This window comes from Exiguobacterium sp. s89 (assembly GCF_018617735.1).
In the GTDB taxonomy this organism is placed as follows: domain Bacteria; phylum Bacillota; class Bacilli; order Exiguobacteriales; family Exiguobacteriaceae; genus Exiguobacterium; species Exiguobacterium marinum.
Genome location: NZ_JACSKS010000001.1, coordinates 522,061 through 537,044, shown reverse-complemented (window position 1 = coordinate 537,044; position 14,984 = coordinate 522,061). Strand labels below are relative to the sequence as shown.

The 14,984-nt window shown below is 49.0% G+C and carries 13 protein-coding genes; 12 read left to right on the top strand and 1 reads right to left on the bottom strand.

From position 1 onward, the window contains the following. Positions 1-26: 26 nt before the first annotated feature. Positions 27-533 (bottom strand): hypothetical protein, encoded by a 507-nt coding sequence (locus KNO96_RS02730; protein WP_214702166.1) that lies wholly within the window; start codon positions 531-533, stop codon positions 27-29. A 137-nt stretch (positions 534-670) separates the two neighbouring features. On the opposite strand from KNO96_RS02730, the gene KNO96_RS02725 reads away from it, so the two are divergent. The 12 genes from KNO96_RS02725 to KNO96_RS02670 all read left to right on the top strand — a co-directional run bounded on the left by KNO96_RS02725 (position 671) and on the right by KNO96_RS02670 (position 14,909). Then, entirely contained in the window at positions 671-2,137 is a 1,467-nt protein-coding gene (locus tag KNO96_RS02725; RefSeq protein ID WP_214702165.1) for a phytoene desaturase family protein, read from the top strand. Positions 2,138-2,147: 10 nt separating this feature from the next. Next, positions 2,148-2,564 carry a GNAT family N-acetyltransferase gene (locus KNO96_RS02720; RefSeq protein ID WP_214702164.1) on the top strand — a complete coding sequence of 139 codons (417 nt, stop codon included), beginning with the start codon at positions 2,148-2,150 and terminating at the stop codon, positions 2,562-2,564. 100 nt (positions 2,565-2,664) lie between these two features. Then, positions 2,665-3,096: a YlbF/YmcA family competence regulator gene (locus KNO96_RS02715; protein WP_012726155.1), complete on the top strand. Its 432-nt coding sequence runs from the start codon at positions 2,665-2,667 to the stop codon at positions 3,094-3,096. A gap of 53 nt (positions 3,097-3,149) precedes the next feature. Continuing rightward, positions 3,150-5,678, top strand: a complete 2,529-nt coding sequence (mutS, locus tag KNO96_RS02710) for a DNA mismatch repair protein MutS (protein WP_214702163.1) — start codon at positions 3,150-3,152, stop codon at positions 5,676-5,678. A 4-nt stretch (positions 5,679-5,682) separates the two neighbouring features. Next, a complete protein-coding gene (gene mutL, locus KNO96_RS02705) occupies positions 5,683-7,500 on the top strand; it encodes a DNA mismatch repair endonuclease MutL (protein WP_214702162.1) in 1,818 nt (605 codons plus the stop codon). Between the two features lie 165 nt (positions 7,501-7,665). Beyond that, positions 7,666-8,310, top strand: a complete 645-nt coding sequence (locus KNO96_RS02700; RefSeq protein WP_214702161.1) for a 50S ribosomal protein L25/general stress protein Ctc — start codon at positions 7,666-7,668, stop codon at positions 8,308-8,310. A 300-nt stretch (positions 8,311-8,610) separates the two neighbouring features. Further along, positions 8,611-9,009: an IS200/IS605 family transposase gene (tnpA, locus tag KNO96_RS02695; protein ID WP_214702159.1), complete on the top strand. Its 399-nt coding sequence runs from the start codon at positions 8,611-8,613 to the stop codon at positions 9,007-9,009. 5 nt (positions 9,010-9,014) lie between these two features. After that, entirely contained in the window at positions 9,015-10,106 is a 1,092-nt protein-coding gene (gene tnpB / locus KNO96_RS02690) for an IS200/IS605 family element RNA-guided endonuclease TnpB (protein ID WP_214702157.1), read from the top strand. Positions 10,107-10,730: 624 nt separating this feature from the next. Further along, positions 10,731-11,561: a formate/nitrite transporter family protein gene (locus tag KNO96_RS02685; RefSeq protein WP_034771482.1), complete on the top strand. Its 831-nt coding sequence runs from the start codon at positions 10,731-10,733 to the stop codon at positions 11,559-11,561. Positions 11,562-11,752: 191 nt separating this feature from the next. After that, positions 11,753-13,603, top strand: coding sequence for an anaerobic ribonucleoside triphosphate reductase (locus KNO96_RS02680; RefSeq protein ID WP_214702155.1), 1,851 nt, complete (start codon positions 11,753-11,755; stop codon positions 13,601-13,603). Beyond that, positions 13,581-14,036 (top strand): anaerobic ribonucleoside-triphosphate reductase activating protein, encoded by a 456-nt coding sequence (nrdG, locus tag KNO96_RS02675; protein ID WP_214702154.1) that lies wholly within the window; start codon positions 13,581-13,583, stop codon positions 14,034-14,036. The genes KNO96_RS02680 and nrdG overlap by 23 nt, the downstream gene beginning before the upstream one ends. A gap of 54 nt (positions 14,037-14,090) precedes the next feature. Continuing rightward, complete coding sequence (locus KNO96_RS02670) at positions 14,091-14,909, top strand: fumarylacetoacetate hydrolase family protein (protein WP_214702152.1); 819 nt, start codon at positions 14,091-14,093, stop codon at positions 14,907-14,909. Positions 14,910-14,984: the final 75 nt, after the last annotated feature.

The following is a 14,984-nucleotide window of genomic DNA, read 5'->3' as shown; positions in this document are numbered from 1 at the left end:
TTGCTATTAATCGGTAAGTTGCTCATCTATTCTTGCTCATCCTCCAATACAATCCATTTCTTCAATTGACTGTCCTCTTCGTAAATGACCCGGACATCCATCTGTCCGATGACAAGACGTTGTTCCGAACTGAACACGACAATCGGATAGTTCGTGGACACCGGCTTGTCCGTCTCAAAAATAGGGCTATGCGCCTGCATCGCGTAATATCCGTCCGATCTCGTGTTGGCCGCGCCTGCATCAATCTGTGTCACATGGTCAAACCCTCTCAGTCTGAGCACATAACTGTACGATGTTCTCGCCCCACGTTCGAGACGCCATTCTTCGATGATGGCTGACTTATCGTCTATCGTTCGTTCTTCTAGCACTTTTTGCGCCGTATACTCTTTTTCATAAGGAATCATTTCCTGAATGCTGACGACCGTCATCGTCGCGAGCTTGAGCGACTCCTCAGAAGGCGGGGTAATCAGTATACCAATAAAGATGAGGATGGGAATCAATAAATAAACCATGACACGACTGCGCATTTTCATCACCTTACCTTTTCAGATGTGAACTATTTCTGCATAAGAGAATCAGTTCCCTTCAAAAGAACGCTGGAATCTCAAAAACCGATTCATTTCTTCAATTTTTTGAAAGAGCGGGTATGATACAGAGAGGAGGGATGTACATGAAAATCGGGGTCATTGGTGGAGGTGTCGCAGGGTTAACAGCAGCTGCGCTCGCGCAGCAGAAAGGGCATGATGTAGTCGTCTTAGAGGCATCACGTGAATGGGGCGGGTGTGCCGGGAAGTTTCAACGGGGTGACTACTTGTTCCCGGCAGGCGCGACGCTTGGAATGGGATTTGAACGAGGAGGGGTCCATCAGCGGGTTCTCGATAAGCTGGGGGAATCAGTTGAGGTCAGCTTACTCGATGAAGTGATGGATATTCATCTGCCTGACGTCACCATCACCTATTATCACGACCGAGAACGTCTGCTTGATGAGCTCAGTCGCGTGTTCCCAAAGCATTACGAGGCAATCCATGCGTTTTACAGTGAAGTGTGGGGAGACTTTGAGAAGATTCGACCATTGTTTCAGCAGTTGCCTGCTCTTCCACTTCGCACGGTCTCGGACATGGTTTACGCACTAAAAGGTTTCCGACCGAACCAAATGACAGCACTCCTGAAGCTCCAGCGCCCACTCGGTGACACGTTAGCCCGTCATGGACTAAACGGAACGATGTTCGAGCGATTCATCGATGGCGTCCTGCTCGACAGTTTACAGACAGGAGCGAAAGACGCGAGTCACTTACTTAGTGCTGTGGCGCTATCGATCTATCATGAAGGGGCATATTATGTAGAAGGGGGACTGTATCAATTGGCTCTTGCATTAGAGCGCGCCGTCCGAACGTTTGGTGGCGAGACGAAATTAGGGAGGGACGTCCAGTCCATCGAACGAGTGACGGATGGGTGGCTCGTCACCGATCGAAGAGGACGACTTGAACTGGTCGATGTGATTGTTTCCGCCATCCCGATTGAGCGGACGAGCGAACTTCTGAGAGGAAAGGATCGAGGACGGTTCAATCGACAGTATCGGAGACAATTGAAACAGTCGCAATGGGGTACGTTCAGTCTGTACCTCGTCTTGCCTGAGGATGTGTGTCGACAGAAACCGTTGTTTCAACAAATCTATCACGAGCGATTACCGAGTGGGCATGCGTTCATCTCGATGTCCGCGCCAGGCGACGTGTTACGGACAGAACGACCGGAACGAACCATCACCGTATCAACACATATTGATTTATCGGAATGGCAAGATTGGAAAGACCGGGCGGCATATGAGAAACTAGAACAAGATTGGACCAATCGTCTCGTCGACGTCGTCGCGACTGCATTTCCTGAGTGGAATCGTGAGTCGTCACTTCTCCTTCCCGGTGGACCCGGGGCATGGGTAAAATATACGAAACGTCCACATGGGGCAGTCGGAGGTTATGCCCAGACGTCAAGCCAGGCGCTGTTTCGTGCCGCGAGTTATCGCACCGACTTGCCAAACTTTTTTGTGTGCGGGGATACCGTGTTTCCGGGAGCGGGGACGATTGGCGCGATGACGAGCGGATTACATGTCGCCCGATCGCTCGGGGTGATGATTGATTAGGGGGATATTGATGAAGAAAAAAGCATTTCATGAATTGACAACGATAGAATTGTATCGCTTGCTGGCTTTACGGACTGAGATTTTTGTGGTCGAACAGAACTGTCCGTACCAAGAAATCGACGGGAAAGATGAACAAGCCATTCATTATTGGATTGAAGAAGATGGAGAGATCGTCTCTGCGCTTCGCGTGTTGACGGAAGCATCTCCGGTCGCCATCGGACGTGTCGTGACGAAAGCGACACATCGAGGGAAAGGGTATTCCCGTACGTTGATGGATGCGGCGATTAAGGACTTCGGTCACGAGACGTTATATCTGCAAGCGCAGACGTATGTAGAACCATTCTACGCATCGTTCGGATTCAAACGGACTAGTGAAATTTACAATGAAGACGGGATTCCACATGTGGATATGTTACGTGAATCCTAAAATCCCGCTAGTACCGTTTCCGAATCGTTCATGTTAGAATGAGAAAGAACATTCACGTGCCATTGAGCACGATTACATCATAGACATAAAGGGGTTTACAATGGTGACCGATCAACAAGTAATTGCAAAAGCAAGAGAATTGGCAGACGTATTAGCACAAACACCAGAAGTGGCACGTTTCAAGGAAGCGGAAGCGAAAGTAAACGGAAGTGACCGCGTACAGACGTTGATTAAACGAATCAAGTTCTTACAAAAAGAAGCGGTCAACTGTAAGCACTACGGCAAGACGGAAGCACTTGCGAAAGTCGAGCAAAAGATTGATAAAGCGATGGAAGAACTCGACTCGATTCCGGTCGTTCAAGCATTCCAAGAAACACAAGTCGAAGTGAACGATTTGCTTCAATACGTGACGGTCACGCTCGCGAACTCCGTGACGGATCGCATCATCGAATCGACGGACGGAGACGTCCTTGCAGGGAAGACAGGTAGCGGCATGGCGGCTGAACAAGCACGCGGCGGTTGCGGATACTAAAACGACACAGCTGGCCGATGGTCAGCTGTTGTACTTTCTAGAGGTGAATCAGCATGCAAGAAGTCCATCAGACACCAATGATGAAACAATATTTCTCCATCAAGGCAGACTATCCGGACGCCTTTTTATTCTATCGACTCGGCGACTTTTACGAGTTGTTTTTTGAAGATGCGCAAATTGTCGCAAAGGAGTTAGAGCTCACGCTCACTTCTAAAAATGGGAAGCAGGCCGAACACCCAATTCCAATGTGTGGCGTCCCACACCATTCGGCGGCAATCTACATTGAACAACTGATTGAAAAAGGATTCAACGTCGCCATCTGTGAACAGACGGAAGACCCGAAAGCGACGAAGGGGCTCGTGAATCGGGAAGTCATCCAAGTGATTACGCCAGGTACATATATGGCGTCACTTAGCGAGAAAGAGAACCGTTATCTTGTCGCCATTTCAAATATCGCGGGACGTTTTGGAATTGCTCGAGGTGACGTGACGACCGGTGAATCGTGGTTAACGACACTTTCGTCAGAAGAGGCCGTCTTACGGGAAATCGAAGGGTTACTCCCGAATGAGGTCATCGTCGAGGACGAGCGACTGTCTGATTTGTTACGACAGACCGGGATCCCTCTCTCGATTCAAGTGGACAAGCAGGATAGTCCGCTCGCACAAGGTGCGAAAGATGAGGCACAGCGCTCGGCATTTGAATTGTTGTTTGCCTATTTGACGAAAACACAAAAACGTTCACTTGACCACCTGCAACCGGCTGTCGCCTATGAAGTTGAACAACATATGCAACTCGATGCCAATACGGCCCGAAATCTTGAGTTGTTCCGTTCGGCTCGTTCAGGGGAACGGAAAGGGTCACTCCTTTCACTCCTTGATGAGACGACGACGGCGATGGGCGGTCGGTTGTTGAAACGTTGGCTCGAACAGCCCCTTTATACGGAGCAAGGCATCAAAGAGCGACAGGACGCCGTCGAGAACTTAGTGGACGACTTCATGTTGCGTGATCAACTACAAGAAGAGCTGAAGCGAGTCTATGATATCGAACGCCTTGTCGCAAAAGTCGGGTACGGGACGGCGAATGCTCGGGATCTCGTCCAACTACGTGACACGCTCGAGCGGATGCCAGCCGTCCGGTCACTCTTACAGACGGTGAAAGCCGATCGCTTACAGCAAATCGAACAGAATCTTGACTCGTTCGAGACGTTGAGTGATCAGCTTCGGGCTGCCCTTGTCGACTCACCACCGATCTCGACGAAAGAAGGTGGGATGATTCGTCACGGTTACTCTGAAGAGCTCAATGAACTGTTAGAGGCAAAAGCGAACGGGAAATCGTGGATCGCCAATCTCGAACAACAGGAACGCATCGCGACCGGCATCAAGTCGTTGAAAGTCGGGTATAACCGTGTATTCGGTTACTACTTGGAAGTGACGAAGGCGAATGCGAAGTTGCTCGAAGAAGGACGATACGAGCGAAAACAGACGTTGACGAACGCGGAACGTTACATCACGCCAGAGCTGAAAGAGAAAGAAGCGCTCATCTTAGGAGCGGAAGAGAAGAGCTGTACGCTTGAATATGACTTGTTTGTCGCACTTCGTGAAGAAGTGAAGACGTACACGAAGGACCTTCAGCAATTGGCCCGTTCACTCAGCGAGTTGGATGTGCTCCTTGCCCTTGCCGTCGTGGCCGAAAGACGAGAGTATGTCCGCCCGATTACAGCGAAGCATGTACAAATCGAACGCGGACGTCACCCTGTCATTGAGACGGTCCTGCCGAGAGGCGAGTATGTCGCCAATGACTTGACGTTTGACGACACACGTCAAATGTTGCTTATCACGGGTCCGAACATGTCCGGTAAATCGACGTACATGCGTCAGTTTGCCTTGATTGCGATCCTGCATCAAATCGGTTCATTCGTCCCGGCAGAAGCGGCGGAACTCCCGCTCTTTGACCGAATCTTTACACGAATCGGTGCGGCGGACGATTTGGTGAGCGGACAGTCGACGTTCATGGTCGAGATGACCGAGACACGACAAGCCGTCACCGAAGCGACGAGCAATAGTCTGATTCTATTGGATGAGATTGGTCGCGGGACGTCAACGTATGATGGAATGGCGCTCGCACAGGCAATCGTTGAATATATCGCCTCGTCAATCGGCGCGAAGACACTCTTCTCGACGCACTATCATGAATTGACGGTGCTCGAAGATTCGATTCCGACGCTTGAGAACGTCCATGTCCGGGCGATTGAGCGGGATGGGCGTGTCGTGTTCTTGCATGAAGTACATCCGGGACGTGCCGACAAGTCATATGGGATTCACGTGGCAGAATTGGCCGAACTCCCAGGTTCGTTGATTGACCGGGCCCGGACGATCCTGTCAGAACTTGAATCCGAAGCAACAAAACCGAGTTTGAACGAGCAACCCGCTCCACCTCCAGTGAAAGAAGTCAGCCAGTTGTCGCTGTTCGAGTCGAATGACGCCGTACGGGAACAACTGCTTAAACTCGATTTATTGGCAATGAATCCAATCGAAGCGATGCAGGCACTTTATGAACTGCAACAGACCGCAAAGAAAGGGTGAGTCGATGGGAATCATTCGAGAGTTACCGGAACAACTCGCGAACCGAATCGCAGCCGGGGAGGTCGTCGAACGACCGGCTTCCGTCGTGAAAGAATTAGTCGAAAATGCGATTGATGCGGGAGCGACGAAAGTAGACGTCGACTTACAAGAAGCGGGGATCCGTCTCATCAAAGTCCGTGACAACGGGCATGGATTCCATGAAGAAGATGCGGCGCGAGCCTTCTTGCGACATGCGACGAGTAAGATCCGGGACGAGCACGACTTGTTCCGTATTCGGACGCTTGGTTTCCGCGGGGAAGCGCTCGCCTCGATCGCTTCGGTCAGTCAAGTCTCATTGAAGTCAAAACGTGCGGACGAGGACGGTTTTGAAATGACGCTTGAAGGTGGTGTCGTCAAGGCGACGAATCCGGCAGCGACGAACGTCGGGACTGAAATTACGGTCAGCCAGCTCTTCTTCAACACACCGGCCCGTCTGAAATATTTGAAGACGTCAGCAACAGAGCTTGCGAGCATTACCGATACGTTGAACCGTTTGGCACTGTCTCATCCAGAGATTCGCTTCACGGTCTTCCATGAAGAGAAAGAATTGTTGCGAACGAACGGGAATGGCGACTTGAAACAAGTCATGCTCGCCATCTATGGTCGTCAAGTCGCCGCACAAATCGTGACGGCATCGAGTAAGACGAATGACTATACGCTGAGCGCACATCTCGTGCGCCCAGAAGTGACCCGTTCGAACAAACAATACGTGACTCTCATTCTAAATGGGCGAAGCATCAAGAACTTTGCCCTGACACAAAGTGTGCTTGAGGGCTACCATACGCTCTTACCGATCGGTCGCTATCCGATTGCCGTGCTCGAGGTGAAGATGGACCCGATGTTGATTGACGTGAACGTCCATCCGACGAAACGTGAAGTGCGGTTGTCAAAAGAAAAAGAACTATGCCAGCTCATCAGAGAGACCGTTCAATTGACGCTCCGTGAGCAACGTCTCATTCCGTCTGTGAAACAAGAATTAAAGCCAAAACGAGAGACACCGTCTGAACAGTCGAAACTCGACTTTTCGATGGAGCCGCAACCTAAACAGGCAGATCCGGTCGAGTGGAACTATCCGATTCCGAGAGAACGGAAGGAGACGCTCACGTCTCCTTCCCAGTGGAATCCGGCGCCGCTCGTTCATGAACCGGAGCCAGAGATGATTGAACCAAAACAGGTCGAAAAGCCTGTACATCAGTCGGAGCGTTTACCGGCGTTAGACGTCATCGGACAACTGCATTCAAGTTATATCATCTGTGGAGCGGAAGACGGGATGTACGTGATGGACCAACATGCCGCCCAGGAACGCATCAAGTATGAGTTGTTCTATGAGCAGTTAGGACGTCCGGAAAAAGAGTATCAGCTCCTATTGATTCCGTTGACGTTAGAATTCACACAAGAAGAGACGCTCGCCATCGAAGAAGTACTCCCGCTCCTAGCGGATGCCGGCATCACGTTAGAACCGTTTGGCGGCAACACGTTCCTCGTGCGCGAGATTCCGACATGGTATCCGCAACATGACTTAGAAGGTACGATTCGTGATTTAGTAGAGATGGCGATTCAACAGCGTTCGATTGATATTGCGAAATATCGTGAGGAAGCATCAATTCTCATGGCGTGTAAACGATCGATCAAAGCGAATCATCCACTTAATATGGAGATGATGCGACAATTGATTGATGATTTAAGCCGAACAACGTCTCCTTTCACATGTCCTCACGGTCGACCGATTCTCGTGAAGTGGAGTACGTATGAACTCGAGAAGTTGTTTAAACGCGTCATGTAATCGTCTTGTTACTTCTTTTTAATACGCTGTAACGTTTATTCAACAGTCCACATGGGAAAACTATACACATGTCACGCAACGCATCGAGGTTGAGAGGTGGCTTTTTCACTGCCTCACCCTCAAGATGTCGACATGAAATGTATATCCATGTAGGAGGAAAAGAAAATGACGAACAAACTTCAAGTATCAAAACGAGAATTACGCCCACGCTCACTACGCACGAAGTTGCGTAACGAAGGAAAAGCGTTAGGCGTCGTCTACGGCTATAAAGTAGACAGTACGCCAATCGTGTTTGACGAGATGGATCTTCGTAAAATTCTTCGAGACCATGGTGACAATGCCTTGATTGAACTCCATTACGATGGAAACAAAATCAACACGCTCGTGCACGGATCGGAAACGAACCCGTTCACAAACTTCTATCAACACGTTGAGTTCATGGCTGTGAAGATGGATGAAGAGACAGAAGTCGAAGCGGATATCATCCTTGTTGGTGACGCGAAAGGCGTCAAAGAAGGCGGATACCTCGCCCAGTCACTCTATAAAGTGACGGTCGCAGCGACACCTGCCAACATTCCTGAACGCATCGAACTTGACGTGTCAGACCTCGAAATCGGTGATTCGGTGACGGTAGCAGACCTTCCGAAAGACAAATCGTACACGATTGTCTCAGAGTCAGACATGCATATCGCATCAGTGAATGAGCCGGTTGCTTCTGAGGAAGAAGAGACGGAAGAAGCTTCAACTGAAGGGGAAGCTTCAGAAGGATCTTCTGAAGAAACAGAAGAATCGACTGAGGATAAAGAATAAAAGTTACGTCTGTGTCTGTAATAATGACACGACTCAATTGAGAGGAGCATCGTCCCGAGATGGGGCGATGCTCCTCTGTTTATGAAGCAGCTCTGTTTACTGAACATTTTTTGAGCAACCGATTTTCAGGTGTCGAAACCATTTTTATTATTTCCTTTTAACAATAGTAGGCGAGAATTCTCCTTCCTCTAAGCGTCTGGGGGCGAAGCCCAGCGTAGGTGGGAGATGAATCGCCCGTCTTGGCAAAATTGTATTGGCTTGATATAATCAGTGTAACCAATCAAAAGGACTGATATATCAATGAAAATGGATACAAATAAACATTCAGTCTTTCTTCTGAATTATCACCTCGTCTTGGTAGTCAAATATAGACGCAAGGTGATTGACGACGACGTCTCGGAGTTCGCGAGACGAACGTTCGAACGGATCGGCGCGTCATACCATATCACACTGACCGAATGGAATCATGACGGTGATCATGTCCATGTGTTGTTCAAAGCCCACCCGAACACAGAGATGTCGAAGTTTCTGAACGCCTACAAGAGCGCCAGCAGCCGACTGATCAAACGAGACTTTCCACACGTCAAGAGACGACTGTGGAAAGAAATGTTCTGGTCTCGAAGCTACTGCCTCGTGACGACCGGCGGTGTGACGATCGACGTCATCAGGCAATACATCGAAAAACAAGGGAAGGAGTGATCACGTTGCTGAAGGCGTACAAGTTTCGACTATATCCGACAAAGCTACAACAAGAATACTTCATAAAGACGTTCGGTTGCGTCCGTTTCGTGTACAACAAGATGCTCGAAGAGCGTATCCGGCTGCATGAAGAGTCGAAGCTGAACCCTGACGCGAAACAGAAGCTCCCGACCCCGGCGAAGTACAAGCCCGAATTCCCTTTCTTGAAAGAGGTCGACAGTCTGTCCCTTGCCAACGCCCAGATGGATCTGAACAAGGCATACGCCAACTTCTTCCGGGACAGGTCTGTCGGTTTCCCGAAGTTCAAATCGAAGCACAGTGACCGCGCCTCCTACACGACCAACAATCAGAACGGTAGCGTCCGGATCGAGGACGGGAAGGTGAAACTCCCTAAGATCGGCTTCGTGAAGTTCAACCAACATCGTCCTTTCGAGGGGATCATCAAGTCCGTGACGGTCTCGATGACGAAGACGGGCAAGTTCTTCGTCTCCATCCTCGTCGATCAAGATGAGAAAAATTGGATTCCTGCCAAAAGTAAAATCGGTATCGATCTCGGCCTTGAACACTTCGCCATCATGACAAATGACGAGATGGTTTCAAACAAGATTGACAATCCTCGCTTCCTTCGCAAGTCGGAAGAGAAGGTCAAGAAGGCGCAGCGCGCTTTGTCACGAAAGAAGATCGGGAGCAAGAACCGAGAGAAGGCCAGGCTGATTCTCGCCAGGAGACACGAGAAAATCGCAAACCAACGCAAAGACTTTCTTCATAAATTGTCGAAACGAATCGTTGACGAGAACCAAGTCATCGTCGTGGAGACATTGAAATCGAACAACATGATGAAGAACCACAAGGTCGCCAAATCGATCGCCGACGTCAGTTGGTATGAGTTCGTTCGACAGCTAGAATACAAGTGTAAGTTCTACGGACGGACGCTCATCAAGGCGGATCAATGGTACGCATCGACGCAAATCTGCTCTTCCTGCGGCGAAAAAGGCGAGAAGAAAACAGTGGATGTACGCGAATGGACGTGTACGTGTGGCGCTCATCATGACCGCGACATTAATGCGAGCATCAACCTGTTGATGTTGGCAAACTAAAACGAATTCCTTCAGGGTGGGAACCATCCGACGAGCTTGGTAAACAACCGTGGCTAGTAAAAGTGCGGTCTTCCCAAGAAGCTCCCACTTCAATTTGCGAAGCAAATAAGTGGCGAGTAGTTCACATGCTCCAATCATTTTTTTGAAGAAAATTAATAAAAAATATAGAAGAGCTAAATTAAACAACAGTCCAAATAGTTCAAAGCTGTAATCTCCCTCTCCTAAGTTCCCTAACCAGCGGGCTGGAAATCCATAGTATGTGTAGGGCCCCTCTTCTTTAATCCCGATTTGAGGAATGAAAGAAAGGATCATTACAATAATAAAGCTTAGAGAAAACATCTTAAAATTGAATGTAGATTTAGCTTTTAACACTTTCCAACAAAACCCTTTCTGTTGTTATTAGTATTTTCATCACCCGATTTTCAGATTCCAAATTGCACTAACATTTTTGTTTGTCACAAATCCGCCATATGTAAACGATTACGATGTGAACACTCTGTCAATTCCTTCTAGAAGTGATTGTCAACAGAGACTGTACAGTTTATATTGTTAATGATTTCACATATTAGAACTGATACTTTCCTATTTAACTATTCAGAAAGAAGGGTTTGTGACATGGCATCAATGGAAATCCATGCACTCGAATCATTACGGAAAAAAGCACAGGCTTCCTCGCAAATGATTCATTATCGTCCAATGGAATACTTTTTACGGGCAATGTTAGCCGGGATCTTCATCGGCTTTGCTTCAATCTTTACGTTGAAAGTCGTTAACGGTATGTATTTAGCGGAATCTCCGTTCACGACACTCATCGGGGGCTTCTCGTTCGGGATCGCGCTCGTCATGATCATCTATGGGGGAGCCGAGTTGTTCACAGGGAATACGATGTATTTTACGACGTCCACATTGCGCGGCTATACGACGCTCAGTGATACGATGCTCGTCTGGTTGCTCTGCTTCGTTGGGAACGCACTCGGGGGCATCCTTTTCGCATTATTACTAGCACCGACTGGCGTCATCCAAGAACTTGGCATGAACAACTGGTTGTTCGCTGTCGTCGAGGGAAAAATGCATCATACGACGGTCGAAATTTTCTTCCGCGCCATCTTCTGTAACTGGATGGTCTGTCTCGCTATTTTCTTACCGAAACAAATGAAAAATGAGTTCGCTCAAATCTTCTCGATGATCTTTCTTGTCGCGGTCTTCTTCGCTTCAGGATTCGACCACGTCATTGCCAACTTCGTCTTGTTCGCCTTGACGCTCGTCGTCCCACACCCTGAGACGATCAGCATGGCAGGTGCGATTCACAACTTGATTCCTGCGACGTTCGGTAACATTATCGGTGGAGCGCTCTTCATGGGAGCCATCTATACATGGCTTAACTCGAAAGGTCTCCGTGAGGCACAAGAACTCGAGGAAGAAGTCGAATTAAAAGTCGTAAAAGCTGCTAAATAAATGACGTTTATCACATATAACGTAGAGCCTTGTCTTATCGAAGACGAGGTTCTTTTTTGTCGTAAAGGCACAGGTAAACTGTCACAATATCGACTCGTGACCATCGAGAAAAACACGTGTCATAATCTATATATAGGATTTTAAAAACAATTTTAAATGTTTAAAATCCATATATAGTGAGGTGATAGGTTTTGAAATTATTGCAGTTGTATGAGGACGTCTGCGTCTTACCAGACCAAGACTTAGTGCAGGAAAATGCGAACGTGGACGGAAAGTCCCCGCTCGGGAAATTAGCACGACTCTCTTCAGAAGTGTCTAAAGAACTGTCGCAGACGTATTTAATGTCGGAGCGATCAAAACAGGCCGTAAGTGAGAACTATCTATACGTGCACGACGCCGACTATTACATCACAGGCTCAACGACATGTTGTCAAATTCCACTCGGTCAATTATTAAAAGATGGATTCCATACGGGGCATGGAACGATTCGGTCACCAAAAGACATTCGCTCCGCCATGGCACTCGCGTCCATCATCCTTCAAGCGAATCAAAATATGCAGCATGGGGGACAGGCGTTCCCGATGTTTGACGTCGATTTGGCACCGTATGTCGAGAAGACATATGAGCGCCAACTGAGCCGACTCCAATCATTGCCTGTTGACTGGGACGATGCGCAATTGGAGCAACTCGCGGAAGAAGAAACGAACTCTGCGACGTATCAGGCGTGTGAAGCGTTCATCCACAATGCGAACTCGATGCATTCACGAGGTGGCGGGCAAGTGCCCTTCGTCTCAATCAATTACGGGACGGACACCTCAAAGTGGGGACGCATCCTCATTCGGGAGTTGCTACGTGCCACGGAACGTGGGTTAGGGAATGGAGAGACCCCGATTTTTCCCATTCAAATCTTTAAAGTAAAAGAAGGCATCAACTTCCACGAGGACGATCCGAACGTCGATCTTTTCCGTGAAGCGTGTCGCGTCACGGGCAAACGGCTTTTCCCGAACTTTTCTTTCATCGATGCCCCGTTCAACGCGTCATACTACGATGGGACGCATGAATCAGAGGTGGCGTATATGGGCTGCCGCACTCGGGTCATGGGAAACCGGCACGGGGAGGAGACGTCAATCGGACGTGGCAATCTTTCCTTCTCCACACTCAACTTAGTGAAAATGGCGCTTGTCTCGGAGTCGCTCACTGACTTTTACCGCATTCTCAACCGATATATCGACATCGGCATCGAACAGTTGGTCGAACGTTTCGACTATCAATGCACGCGTCGCGCTGAAGAATTCCGATTCCTCTACACACAAGGTGTCTGGCGTGGAAGTGAGCAGTTACATATGCAAGATGAAGTCCGAGACGTATTGAAACAAGGAACGCTCTCACTCGGCTTCATCGGGCTCGCCGAAACGCTGAAGGTGTTGACAGGTAGTACACATGCCGAGTCGCGTGAGGCGGAACGAATCGGTCTCGACATCGTCACCCATCTAGCCAATCGAATGCGTGTGGCAGCCGAAGCGTACGATTTAAATTTTTCGTTGCTTGCGACACCGGCAGAAGGACTGTCAGGTAAATTTGTGACGCGAGACCAGGAAGAGTTCGGGATGATTGAAGGTGTCACCAATCGTGCCTTCTATACGAATTCGTTCCATGTGCCGGTCTATCAGTCTGTATCCATCCGTGAGAAAATTCGGATTGAGGCACCGTATCACGCGTTATGTGACGCTGGGCATATTTCATATGTCGAGGTCGACGGTTCTCTCGCCCACAATGCGGAAGCGGTAGAATCGATTGTCCGCTTGATGCGTCAGCATGACATCGGCTATGGTTCCATCAATCATCCGGTCGACCGTTGCGGGAATTGCGGGTTAGAGGGATTGATTGATGCGGCCTGTCCGACTTGTGGCGAGGATGAAGACATCGAACGAATCCGTCGGATCACCGGTTATTTAGTCGGGACGATGGATCGCTGGAATACGGCAAAGCGAGAAGAAGAACGAGCGAGGGTGAAACATGATGCGCATTCTATCCGTCGTTGAAGAGTCTGTGGTCGATGGACCGGGGATTCGGACGGTCATCTTTACTGCAGGCTGTCCCCATCGCTGTAAAGGTTGTCACAATCCGTCTTCCTGGAATCCAGCCGGTGGTGAGGAAGTCGAAGTGGAGGAACTCGTTCAACGCATCAAGGTGAGCGGCTGGGACGGTGTGACTGTCTCAGGGGGTGAACCGTTTATTCAATCGTCAGCGTTAGCGGAACTCGTCATGGCATGTAAGTCGCTCGGTAAAAATGTGTGGGTGTATACCGGTTATACGCTTGAACAGTTGGAAGCGATGCACGACGAAGCGGTTCAAACCGTGTTAGACTACGCCGATGTGCTCGTTGACGGTCGCTTTGAGCAGTCGCTACGAGACATGGGACTCCGCTTTCGGGGATCGAGTAATCAACGGATCATCTTTTTGAATAAAGTGTAATCGAGGCAGAGATGTCTCGATTTTTTGTATAATGATGAAAAAGGGGGAGTATTGATGAAATGGTGTAGTTTTGAGATGCAGGAAGAACAAGGAGTGGGAATTGTCGAGGGTGATTTCGTCTACGATGTCAGCAATCAAGTACATACGACAAACTTACTCGAAGTCATCGCGCGTGAATTCGAGCCGGATATCGATTTGGACGTGGCGCCCTCATACCGAGTGACGGAGGTGAAATTGCTCGCCCCATACCGTCCGCTAAAAAACGTGATTTGTATCGGCAAGAACTACGAAGAACACGTGAAAGAGATGGATACAGCGGGAGCGGGGAAACTCGTCATCTTCACGAAAGCGCCGACCTCGGTCGTCGGTCCGGAGGCTGTCATTGAGCGTCATCCGGAATTGACGGATAAACTAGACTATGAGGGTGAGCTCGCCGTCATCATCGGAAAGTCGGGACGAGACATCGAAGCGGTCGAGGAACACATTTTCGGGTATACGATTTTAAATGACGTGACGGCACGGGACGTACAAAAAGAACATGTCCAATTCTTCCGTGGTAAGTCGTTCGATACGTTTTGTCCGATGGGACCGTTCATCTTGACACCTGACGAGCTCCAGTTCCCTCTCCAAATCAAAACAAGTGTTAACGGGGAGACGCGTCAAAACGGGACGACAGCCGATATGATTCGTCCGATTGACGAGCTCATTCGTACATTGTCGAAAGGCATGACGCTCGAAGCGGGTGACATCATCGCGACGGGTACGCCTGCAGGGGTCGGGCATGGGATGACGCCACCGACGTATCTTCAAACGGGAGACACCGTCGAAGTGGCGATTGAAGGTCTCGGTACGTTAAGAAATGTGATTGTCTGAATGAAATGACGCAAAATGTGAAGAATCTTGTAATTCATTTATCATTTTATAAATGAGTGTTCCTCTTCGTTATAG

What these genes read in the sequence shown, in the direction of transcription:
- KNO96_RS02730 (WP_214702166.1), bottom strand. Translation starts at nt 533, where the DNA reads ATGAAAATGCGCAGTCGTGTCATGGTTTATTTATTGATTCCCATCCTC.
- KNO96_RS02725 (WP_214702165.1), top strand. Translation starts at nt 671, where the DNA reads ATGAAAATCGGGGTCATTGGTGGAGGTGTCGCAGGGTTAACAGCAGCT.
- KNO96_RS02720 (WP_214702164.1), top strand. Translation starts at nt 2,148, where the DNA reads ATGAAGAAAAAAGCATTTCATGAATTGACAACGATAGAATTGTATCGC.
- KNO96_RS02715 (WP_012726155.1), top strand. Translation starts at nt 2,665, where the DNA reads ATGGTGACCGATCAACAAGTAATTGCAAAAGCAAGAGAATTGGCAGAC.
- mutS (WP_214702163.1), top strand. Translation starts at nt 3,150, where the DNA reads ATGCAAGAAGTCCATCAGACACCAATGATGAAACAATATTTCTCCATC.
- mutL (WP_214702162.1), top strand. Translation starts at nt 5,683, where the DNA reads ATGGGAATCATTCGAGAGTTACCGGAACAACTCGCGAACCGAATCGCA.
- KNO96_RS02700 (WP_214702161.1), top strand. Translation starts at nt 7,666, where the DNA reads ATGACGAACAAACTTCAAGTATCAAAACGAGAATTACGCCCACGCTCA.
- tnpA (WP_214702159.1), top strand. Translation starts at nt 8,611, where the DNA reads ATGAAAATGGATACAAATAAACATTCAGTCTTTCTTCTGAATTATCAC.
- KNO96_RS02685 (WP_034771482.1), top strand. Translation starts at nt 10,731, where the DNA reads ATGGAAATCCATGCACTCGAATCATTACGGAAAAAAGCACAGGCTTCC.
- nrdG (WP_214702154.1), top strand. Translation starts at nt 13,581, where the DNA reads ATGCGCATTCTATCCGTCGTTGAAGAGTCTGTGGTCGATGGACCGGGG.
- KNO96_RS02670 (WP_214702152.1), top strand. Translation starts at nt 14,091, where the DNA reads ATGAAATGGTGTAGTTTTGAGATGCAGGAAGAACAAGGAGTGGGAATT.